This window comes from Pseudomonas sp. P5_B2 (assembly GCF_056400445.1).
The window spans coordinates 1-10,454 of the sequence record NZ_JBFULH010000135.1; the positions used below are offsets into that span (position 1 = coordinate 1).

Genomic DNA, 10,454 nt, shown 5'->3' on the forward strand with positions numbered 1-10,454 from the left:
GATCTAAAGCGAACACTGTGCGCACTCCCGCCGGGTTCTCATTTTCCAGCTTAGCGCCCCTTCCGAGGGACGGCGCACCAAGCGACAGGACAGCAGCATACCTGCGAACGGTATTGGCTTCACGAACAGACGCGCGCCCCGACATGAGGCATTTTTACCAATACGCACCATTACAGACCCCATGACCGGGGCAAAAACACCGAATAGACTGATTAACAACGAGGTGTTCGAATCGGACAAAAGACAGCACTGTATGAATTTCGTACAGTCATTAAGATTTTCTGCACCAAAACCGCACAGTGCGTCTACGCTGAGCGCGTCAGCATCCGCCATCTACTCACTTGCGGGGTGGACCGGTAACGTTTTAAATTGTCATGCCGTCGTCCTGCATGCTGAAACACGACGCAAACCTTTGCGTCAAGCCGAATAAAACGTGCTTGAAACGCCCGGTTTTATGAGGTTTTTACAGCGATTGGCAGGTCAGAAGAAAAAAAGGCAACAAACTGCTGATTTGTGCACGTTTGTTGCATTCACACCCACATCGCCTTGAATACCTCCGCGGGATGTGGATGGCTCAAGGCAAATAAAAACAGCGGCAGGGTAGCCCGATGGAGATTCAAGCGTTTCACCAAGGGACTCTTTTTACCGAAGTTCAAGCACTGGAAAACAACGCTAAAGTTGCCGGCCCGCTTGCATTGACGCTGTAAATTTGCGACATCTACCGAGCTGTTTGCGACAGGGTCGTAAAGAAGCCGAAAGGATGGATACGCAAGTATCGCCAATAGAGTCGGCGTGATATAAGTTTGCGCCGACACAAAAAGAAAGAGCCGCCCAGATAATAAATCAGGTGGGACGGCAGTACTCTTCTAAAAACCAAAGGAGCAAATCACGATGCGCGTGATGAAGTGGAGCATGATCGCACTGGCAGTTGCAGCAGCAGCCAGTACCCAGTTGGCTACGGCCGCACCTTTTGTAAGTGACCAGGCTGAAGCCAAAGGTTTTGTTGAAGACAGCTCGCTGAACTTGCTGGTTCGCAACTACTACTTCAACCGTGACAACAAAAATGGCAACCCGGACCAGAAAGACTGGACCCAGGGTATCTGGGGCAACTACAGCTCCGGTTACACCCAGGGCCTGATCGGCGTTGGCGTTGATACATTTGGCTACCTGGCAATCAAACTTGACGGTGGCGACGGCACAAGCGGCACCGGCAACATGAGCCGTAGCGATACCACCAACCCTAATGGTGGTCGCGATGTCAACAACAGCCAAGGCAAAGCCGGCGGCGCCGTTAAAATCCGCGTATCCAAAACCGAGCTGAAAGCCGGTGACATGCAGCCAAGCACTGCTCCAGTGTTCGCTGTTGGCGGTTCCCGTATCCTTCCTCAAACTGCCAGCGGTTTCCAACTGCAGAGCAGCGAATTCAACAATATTGACATGGAAGGCGGTCACTTCTACTCGGCGACCAGCCAGGACAAAAACGCCCGTGACGGCGGCCTGTTTGCAACGTACGCTGGCGTAGAAGCCGATAACATCGACTACGCAGGCATCAAATGGGGCGCCACCGATGCACTGAGCCTTTCGCTCTACGGTGCCAAGCTCGATAACATCTGGAACCAGTACTACGCCAACGCGAACTACACCCTCGCCCTGGGTGGCACTCAGTCCCTGAACTTCGACGGTAACATCTACAACACTCAGGACACCGGCGACGCTAACGCAGGCGAAATCAGCAACACCGCCTTCTCGCTGGCTGCTGCTTACTCGTTCCTGAATGCGCACACCCTGACCCTGGGCTTCCAGAAGGTTAACGGCGATACTCCGTTCGACTACATCGGCGTGGGCAAGAACAACCGCGGTGGCGACTCGATTTTCCTCGCCAACTCCATCCAGTACTCCGACTTCAACGGTCCTGGCGAGAAATCGGTACAAGCCCGTTACGACCTGAAAATGGCTGAATATGGCGTACCTGGTCTGAGCTTCATGACCCGTTACGTGGATGGTTGGAACATCGACGGCACCAAGACTCCAGCGGGCAGCGCTTACGCTGGTCTGTACGGCGAAGACGGCAAGCACCACGAAATCAACTTTGAAGCCAAATACGTGGTTCAATCCGGCCCGGCCAAAGATCTGTCCTTCCGCATCCGTCAAGCATGGCACTACGCCAATGCTGACGAAGGCGAAGGCGATATCAAAGAGTTCCGCCTGATCACCGACTACCCGCTCAACATTCTGTAATTGCAGAAAGTCAGCACCCGGTAATCAAAGAAAGGCCCATCTTCGGATGGGCCTTTTTTGTTGGCTGAAATATTGCGTTTAAACAATCAGCTCTGTTAAGAATATGCCTGACTTAATAGTCAAATATGATCAAAAAACAATCACTGCGACACAGATTCCTGAACCACCCGAATAACCCGCTGTGGAAACGGGATGTCAATACCGGCAGTTTTCAAACGATCACGAGACTGTTCGTTGAACATGAACATTACATCCCAGTAATCGGCTGTCTTTACCCAGACCCGCAGCGAAAGAGTGATCGAACTGTCACCCAAAGTAGAAACCACCGCCTGAGGTGCCGGATCCGCCAATACACGCGGATCTTTAGCCAATTCCAGCAATACTTCACGGGCCTTCTGCAAGTCCGCCTCGTAATCCACACCCACGTCGAAAACGACTTTGCGCGTTGGTTGACGGTTGGTATTGGTGATGATGCCGTTCGACAAGTTGCCGTTAGGCACGATGATGGTTTTGTTGTCGCCGGTACGCAGTACCGTGTGGAAGATCTGAATGCTGTCGACGGTACCCGCAACACCTTGAGCTTCGATCCAGTCACCGATACGGAACGGACGGAACAACAGAATCAACACGCCGCCGGCGAAGTTTGCCAGGCTGCCCTGCAGGGCCAGACCAATGGCCAGACCTGCCGCACCGATGGCCGCGACGAATGACGTGGTTTCCACACCAATCATCGATGCGACGCTGACGATCAGCAAAACCTTGAGAATGATGTTCGCCAGGCTGCTGATGAACCCTTGCAGCGCAAGGTCAGCGTTACGCAGCGCCAGAAGGCCGCCGAGCTTTTCCGTCACTTTGTTGATCAGCCACCATCCGACGGCCAGGGTGATCACTGCCAGCAATACACGACTGCCGTATTCCATGATCATCGGGATCCAGGCCTGGGACATCTTGACCAGGTTGTTTACCTCAGCATTTAAGTCCATCTACGTTCTCCTTGATTTTCCGGCTTTCCGGCACACAAAAAATAAAGCGGCAGAACAACCGAGCCGTCTCCGGCTCAATCATTTTACCGCTGCTTGGGCCTCGGACGCCGAAAGCGCCGAGAGGTTCCCGCGTTAAAGGTCAGTCGCGGAAGTTGTTGAACTGAAGCGGCATATCGAACGTCTTGGCGCGCAGGGCGGCGATGGCTTCCTGCAAATCGTCACGTTTCTTGCCGGTAATGCGCACCTGCTCGCCTTGAATGGCGGCCTGGACCTTGAGCTTGGCGTCTTTGACGTGAGCGACAATTTTCTTCGCCAGCTCTTTGTCGATGCCTTCCTTGAGGACCGCTTCCTGCTTCATCAGCTTGCCCGACGCGTAGGCATCCTTGACTTCAAGGCACTGTACGTCGATTTTGCGCTTGACCAGCGCCAGCTTGAGGATCTCGATCATCGCTTCGAGCTGGAAGTCGGCCTCAGCGGTCAGGTTGACGGTCAGGTCCTTTTCCTTGAACTCGAACGTGCCCTTGCCCTTCAGGTCATAACGACGATCGAGTTCCTTGACGGCGTTTTCGACCGCGTTGGTAACTTCGTGTTTGTCCAGTTCGGATACCACGTCGAACGACGGCATGTAATCTCTCCAATAAAAAGGCGCACTCGATTGCGGTGGTGCGCGCTTGGCTTGCGGTTAAAATCGGGCTCATTATAACGGGTCTTTTCCAACCCATACTGCGAGCGTCACATGCCTGCATCAAACCGAGTAAAAAGCTGATGTCGACCCCTTGGCATGTATTGGGTGCCGGCAGCCTCGGCACGTTGTGGGCCACACGCCTGGCGCGGGCCGACCTGCCAGTCAGGCTGATCGTTCGCAATGAACAACGCTTGCAGGCCTATCAGACGGCAGGCGGGCTGACGCTGGTGGAACAGGGCGAAGCCACTACTTATGATATTCCCGGCCAGACACCTGCCAGCGATGAACCGATCAGTCGGCTGCTGGTGGCCTGCAAGGCTTACGACGCCGAGAAAGCCGTCGCGCAACTGGCGCCACGCCTGACGCCCGACGCCGAACTGATCCTGTTGCAGAACGGCCTCGGCAGCCAGGACGCCGTCGCAGCGCAGGTGCCGCAAGCACGCTGCGTGAGTGCATCGAGTACTGAAGGAGCGTTTCGCGATGGCGACTGGCGTGTGGTATTCGCTGGCCATGGTTACACCTGGCTGGGGGATGCCGGCCATCCGGTTGCGCCGATCTGGCTGGATGATTTGACGGMCGCCGGGATTCCCCATGAATGGAGCACAGACATCCTCACACGGTTGTGGCGCAAACTGGCGCTCAACTGCGCAATCAATCCATTGACCGTCCTTCATAAGTGTCGCAATGGCGGATTGCAGGATCACCAGTGCGAAGTCGCTACCCTTTGCGGTGAATTGACCGAGTTGCTGGAACGTTGTGGTCAGCCTGCGGCGGCAGAAAACCTGCAACAGGAAGTCGAGCGCGTGATCCACGCCACGGCGGCCAATTACTCCTCGATGTACCAGGACGTCGCGAATCAGCGCCGCACCGAAATTACCTACCTGCTGGGTTACGTCTGCAAAGTAGCCTCGCGTCACCAACTGAACCTGCCCCACCTCCATCAATTACAACAACGACTGATCGGCCATCTGCACAGCCTTGGATTGCCCAGCGACTGAGCAGCGGCTACGCTGGCCACTTGTTCCTTTTCAGCGACGAACCTGATGCCATTGCGCCAGCGCCTCGAAAACCTCCCCGTCGGTCAGAAGTTGCTGGCCGCCCTGCTGGTGCTGTTGATCACCATACTGCTGGTCGCCAACCTGACGTTCATCAGTGCGTCCTATTACATCTCCCAGGAAAGCATGGCGCCCCAAGCCTTGCAGACCATTGGCCGACTGGTGTCGAACCCCAGCATGGTGGCCGACGCCTTAAAGACACCACAAAACGCGGAGCGCCTGCTCAACGAACTCGACAGCTACTCACCCCTGCGTGCGGCAGCCCTTTATGACGGCAAGGGCGAACGCCTTGCGCAGTTGCAACATGGCGACAAACTGAGCCTGCCGAGCCACTATCAGCACATTGAAGCCTGGCAAGCGACCGAATTTCGCAGCAATCAACTGATCACCCTGCCCCGTCCCGGCACAGAGCCTGGTCATTTACTGTTGGTGGCCAGCAGCGAACTGCCGATGGCGTTCTATACCGGCACCCTGACCGCCAGCCTGGGCATTCTGATCTTCAGTGTGCTGTTGTGGCTGGTGATCGCCCAGCAAATCAAACGCCTGATTACACGTCCGATCCATGAGCTCGAAGAGCTGTCCCGGCAAGTGACCCGCGAGGAGAACTACGCATTGCGGGCCTCCCGTGGTAACCACGACGAAATCGGCAGCCTCGCCGAGGCGTTCAACACCATGCTCTCGCGGATCGAGGCGCGGGAGCAGCAACTCAAACGTGCCCGGGACGACTCCCAAGCCGCTTATGACCAGGCTCAAGGTCTGGCCGAAGAAACCCGCCATACCAACCGCAAGCTGGAACTCGAAGTCCAGGTGCGCAGCAAGATCGAGAAGAAACTCACCGGCTTCCAGAACTACCTCAACAGCATCATCGACTCCATGCCGTCGGCGCTGATTGCCCTCGACGAGCAGCTCTACGTGACCCAGTGGAATCAGGAGGCCAGCGCCCTGTCCGGCACGCGTCTGGACGAGGCCCTGAACCAGCCGATCTTCCTCGCCTTCGAACCGCTGAAGCCGTTTCTGCCGCAGCTCAAGCAAACCGTCGAGCAGCACACCGTGGCCAAGATCGAGCGCGTGACATGGTTCAAGGATGATGAGCCCAAACACTACGCCCTGACCTTTTACCCGCTGATGGGCGGTGCCGGGCGCGGCGTGGTGATCCGGATCGACGACATTACCCAGCGGCTGTCCCTGGAAGAAATGATGGTGCAGTCGGAAAAAATGCTCTCGGTCGGTGGCCTCGCCGCCGGCATGGCCCACGAAATCAATAACCCGTTGGGCGCGATCCTGCATAACGTGCAAAATATTCGCCGACGCCTGTCACCTGATCTGCCGAAGAACATGGAGCAAGCCGAACAGATCGGTATCGAACTGGAAACGGTCAACCGCTACCTGCAAGTGCGCGAAGTGCCAAAATTGCTGGATGGCATTCAACAGGCGGGGGCTCGCGCGGCGAAGATTGTTACGCACATGCTCAGTTTCAGCCGCCGCAGCACCCGGCAAATGGCCCCCTGCGACCTGCCCGCGCTGATCGATCAAGCGGTGGAGATCGCCGGCAATGACTTCGACCTCGCGATCGGTTTCGACTTCAAGGGCCAAGCAATCAATCGCCAGTTCGATCCGGATCTGGGCCCGGTGCCCGGCACGGCCAACGAACTGGAACAAGTGCTGCTCAACCTGTTGAAAAACGCGGCCCAAGCCATTCACCAGCGTGAGGACGACAGCGAACCGGGGCGGATCATTCTGCGGACCCGTCTGAATCCACCATGGGCGGAAATCCAGGTCGAGGACAATGGCATCGGCATGAGTGAGAACGTGCGCAAACGTACGTTCGAACCGTTCTTCACCACCAAGGAAATCGGCCAGGGCACTGGCTTGGGCCTGTCGGTCTCCTATTTCATCATCACCAACAATCACAAGGGCCAGATGGAAGTGCAGTCGACACCGGGCCAAGGCACCTGCTTCACCTTGCGTCTGCCCCTGTCGGGTACGCAGGTCGTTGCTCAAGAACTCAATCAGCTATCGAGGTAACCCATGGGCTTTCGCTTGTCGAAGATTTACACCCGCACTGGCGACAAAGGCGAAACCGGGCTCGGAGATGGTCGCCGAGTGCCCAAGGACCACCCGCGGATCGAGGCCATTGGCGAAGTCGATTCGCTGAACAGTCAGGTCGGCGTACTGCTGGCCGGTTTGGCCGCAGAAGGCGTTACATATCCGGGGTTGAACGAGGTGATTGAGGTGTTGGCGCCATGCCAGCACCGGTTGTTCGACCTCGGCGGCGAGCTGGCAATGCCGGTGTACCAGGCGCTGGACGCAGCGGAAATCGAACGCCTGGAGGCGGCGATTGATCGGTGGAATGAAGAGTTGGGACCGCTGGAGAATTTCATTCTGCCGGGCGGTTCAGCGCTGATCGCTCAGGCCCATGTGTGCAGAAGCCTGGCGCGCAGTGCGGAGCGACGGTGCCAGCAGTTGAATGCGATCGAGCCGCTGGCCGGGGTTGGCTTGGCGTATATCAATCGGTTGTCGGATGTGTTGTTTGTGGTGGCGCGGGTGATTGCCAAGCGGCAGGGGGTTGCGGAGATTTTGTGGCAGGCGGCGGTGAAACCTTAGGTCTGATCGTTCCCACGCTCTGCGTGGGAATGCAGCAGGGACGCTCCGCGTCCCAAAAGCGGACGCAGAGCGTCCATGGATACATTCCCACGCGGAGCGTGGGAACGATCAGGTCAAGCCTCAGGCCAGAACGCCCGAATCCCGGCAACACCCTGCGCCCCTGCTTCCCAGGCTTGTTGCCGTTCTGCCGGACCAACACCGCCCAACAGGAACACCGGCTTGCTGAAGCCTTCGATCAACACCGAAGCCTGCTCCCAACCCAACGGCTGCGCATCCGGGTGCGTCTGGGTCTTTTGCACCGGCGACAGGGTCACAAAGTCCACGCCCATCTGCTCGGCCAACGCCAGTTCTTCCGCGTTATGGCACGACGCCGCCAACCAGCGCGACGCTGGCAGTGGTCGACCCGCCGCCGCGTATTTGCGCAACTGCGCCGAGGTGATGTGCCAACCGGCGGACGGGAAATCACCAAGCCATTCGAACGGCCCCTTGATCATCAACTGTGCCTTGCCAGCACACAGCCCCGCCGCATCCACCGCCAAGTCGCGGTACTTGGGATCGTAGCCATTGGGCGCTCGTAGCTGGATAAGTTTGATCCCGCCCGCGATGGCTTTCTGGATGCCGCGCAGCAAGGCCGGGGTTTCCAGGTCTTCAGGAGTAATCAAATATTCGGCCGGTAACCGCGCAGCAGCAACGATCGGCTGGTTGGCCGCCGGGAACTCGTAGCTCAACAGATCGCGCGGTGACACCCATTCCAACGGCTGACCTTCGGCGCCGTGGGGTTCGCCGGCAAAGGCCGAAACTTCCCAGACGTCCAGCAACACGTGTTTGTCGGGGTAGTCGTGATGAACCTTGATCAGCGGTCGCGCCGTGCCGACCACAATGCCCAGCTCTTCCTGAAGTTCACGGGTCAGCGCGGCTTCGACGGACTCGTTGTCCTCAACCTTGYCACCGGGAAATTCCCACAGGCCACCCTGATGCTGAGTGTTGGCACGGCGTGCAATAAGGATCTTGCCACTGTGGTCACGGATGACGGCGGCGGCTACGTGGACTCGTTTCACTGCCCAACCTCCTCCAGACCTGCATTCTGCCAGGCTCTAAAAGCCGGCCATTGGTAAATCGTTTCGACGTAGGCTTCAGCCGCTACGGGCAACTTCACCTGATAGGTGCGCAGGCGTACGGCAATCGGTGCGAAGTAAGCATCGGCCAGGGTCGCGCTACCGAACAGGAACGGCCCGGTGTCGGTCGCCGCCTCGCGGCATTCAGCCCACAACGCCAGCATGCGCTGGATGTCGGCCTCAACATCATCTGGCACCGGCGACAGCGGCGCATTGCGGCTCAAATCGAACGGCATGTTGCCGCGCATGGCAAAGAACCCGGCGTGCATCTGCGCACAAGCCGAACGCGCCTGGGCTCGGGCGGCAGTGTCTTTTGGCCAGAGGCCAGCCTCAGGGAATTGTTCGGCCAGGTACTCGGCAATCGCCAGGGAGTCGGCGATGGTGCCGTGTTCAGTCTTCAGCAGCGGGACTTTGCCGGTCGGCGAATGCTTGAGGAGGCGTTCGCGGGTGTCTGGCTGACCCAGTTTTATCAGTTCTTCGGTGTAGGCCGCGCCGGTCAGGTCGAGGGCCAGTGCGCCGCGCAGGGACCAGGAGGAATGCAGTTTGTCGCCGATGATCAGGTGGAGGCTCATGTTCGGGACCTTTGATGGAGTAAACAAGCCACTTTAATTGGTGGCTGGAAGTCCCCCTTCGCGAGCAAGCCCGCTCCCACATTCGATCGCATTTCTTCTGGAAGGACTCGGTCAAATGTGGGAGCCGGCTTGCTCGCGAAGGGAGCGACCCGGTCTTAAGTACGGTACTCGGCGTTGATTTTCACGTACTCGTGGGACAGGTCAGTGGTCCAGATGGTTTCGCTGCAATCGCCGCGACCCAGTTCGATACGGATGGTGATCTCTTCCTGCTGCATCACCGCTGCGCCCTGGGCCTCAGTGTAAGTCGCGGCACGCGCGCCACGGCTGGCAATGCACACTTCGCCGAGGAACACGTCGATCTTGCTCACGTCCAGGTTCGGTACGCCGGCACGGCCAACGGCAGCGAGGATACGGCCCCAGTTCGGATCGGAAGCGAACAGCGCCGTCTTGATCAGCGGCGAATGCGCCACGGTGTAGCCGACGTCCAGGCATTCCTGGTGATTGCCACCGCCGTTGACTTCAACGGTGACGAACTTGGTGGCGCCTTCGCCGTCGCGAACGATGGCCTGGGCTACGTCCATGCACACTTCGAACACGGCCTGTTTCAATTTGGCGAACAACTCGCCTTCGGCGCGGGTGATTTCCGGCAAGGCAGCCTGGCCGGTGGCAATCAGCATGCAGCAATCGTTGGTCGAGGTGTCGCCGTCGATGGTGATGCGGTTGAACGACTTGTTCGCACCATCCAGCAGCAGGTTTTGCAGCACATCACGGGAAACTTTGGCGTCAGTGGCGATGTAGCCGAGCATAGTCGCCATGTTCGGACGAATCATGCCCGCACCTTTGCTGATGCCGGTGACGGTGATGGTCACGCCGTCATGCTGAAACTGGCGGCTGGCACCCTTGGGCAGGGTGTCGGTGGTCATGATGCCGGTGGCGGCAGCTTCCCAATTGTGGATCGACAGGTCATCAAGGGCCGCTTGCAGCGCACCTTCGATTTTCTCGACCGGCAGCGGCTCGCCGATCACACCCGTGGAGTATGGCAGCACCAGGCTGGCGTCAACGCCCGTCAGCTCAGCCAGTTTGGCGCACGTACGCTCGGCGGCGGCCAGACCAGGTTCGCCGGTGCCGGCGTTGGCATTGCCAGTGTTGGTCAACAGGTAACGGACCGGGCCTTGCACACGTTGCTTGGCCAGGATCACAGG

At 58.1% G+C, this 10,454-nt stretch carries 9 protein-coding genes; 4 read left to right on the plus strand and 5 right to left on the minus strand.

Annotated elements, in window-relative coordinates:
* The first annotated feature begins 891 nt into the window (after window positions 1-891).
* Window positions 892-2,238, plus strand: coding sequence for an OprD family porin (locus AC1DRJ_RS13195; RefSeq protein ID WP_477802542.1), 1,347 nt, complete (start codon window positions 892-894; stop codon window positions 2,236-2,238).
* Between the two features lie 140 nt (window positions 2,239-2,378).
* Here the strand turns inward: AC1DRJ_RS13195 and AC1DRJ_RS13200 are convergent, their stop codons facing one another.
* Together AC1DRJ_RS13200 and AC1DRJ_RS13205 are read right to left on the minus strand one after the other, a co-directional pair.
* Window positions 2,379-3,221 carry a mechanosensitive ion channel family protein gene (locus AC1DRJ_RS13200; RefSeq protein WP_477802543.1) on the minus strand — a complete coding sequence of 281 codons (843 nt, stop codon included), beginning with the start codon at window positions 3,219-3,221 and terminating at the stop codon, window positions 2,379-2,381.
* 139 nt (window positions 3,222-3,360) lie between these two features.
* Complete coding sequence (locus tag AC1DRJ_RS13205; protein ID WP_007906601.1) at window positions 3,361-3,846, minus strand: YajQ family cyclic di-GMP-binding protein; 486 nt, start codon at window positions 3,844-3,846, stop codon at window positions 3,361-3,363.
* A 140-nt stretch (window positions 3,847-3,986) separates the two neighbouring features.
* On the opposite strand from AC1DRJ_RS13205, the gene AC1DRJ_RS13210 reads away from it, so the two are divergent.
* From AC1DRJ_RS13210 to AC1DRJ_RS13220, 3 genes are read left to right on the plus strand one after another with little or no spacing between them, the layout of a single operon-like run.
* Entirely contained in the window at window positions 3,987-4,904 is a 918-nt protein-coding gene (locus AC1DRJ_RS13210; protein ID WP_477802544.1) for a putative 2-dehydropantoate 2-reductase, read from the plus strand.
* Between the two features lie 45 nt (window positions 4,905-4,949).
* Window positions 4,950-6,986 carry a sensor histidine kinase gene (locus tag AC1DRJ_RS13215; RefSeq protein WP_477802545.1) on the plus strand — a complete coding sequence of 679 codons (2,037 nt, stop codon included), beginning with the start codon at window positions 4,950-4,952 and terminating at the stop codon, window positions 6,984-6,986.
* A gap of 3 nt (window positions 6,987-6,989) precedes the next feature.
* Window positions 6,990-7,565 (plus strand): cob(I)yrinic acid a,c-diamide adenosyltransferase, encoded by a 576-nt coding sequence (locus AC1DRJ_RS13220; RefSeq protein WP_477802546.1) that lies wholly within the window; start codon window positions 6,990-6,992, stop codon window positions 7,563-7,565.
* A 113-nt stretch (window positions 7,566-7,678) separates the two neighbouring features.
* Here the strand turns inward: AC1DRJ_RS13220 and AC1DRJ_RS13225 are convergent, their stop codons facing one another.
* The 3 genes from AC1DRJ_RS13225 to argJ all read right to left on the minus strand — a co-directional run.
* Window positions 7,679-8,623 (minus strand): Nudix family hydrolase, encoded by a 945-nt coding sequence (locus tag AC1DRJ_RS13225; RefSeq protein ID WP_477802547.1) that lies wholly within the window; start codon window positions 8,621-8,623, stop codon window positions 7,679-7,681.
* Window positions 8,620-9,252, minus strand: a complete 633-nt coding sequence (locus tag AC1DRJ_RS13230) for a glutathione S-transferase family protein (RefSeq protein WP_477802548.1) — start codon at window positions 9,250-9,252, stop codon at window positions 8,620-8,622. Before AC1DRJ_RS13230 ends, AC1DRJ_RS13225 begins: the two co-directional genes overlap by 4 nt.
* Window positions 9,253-9,407: 155 nt before the next feature.
* A partial coding sequence (argJ, locus tag AC1DRJ_RS13235; protein ID WP_477802549.1) for a bifunctional glutamate N-acetyltransferase/amino-acid acetyltransferase ArgJ occupies window positions 9,408-10,454 on the minus strand: 1,047 nt, incomplete at its 5' end.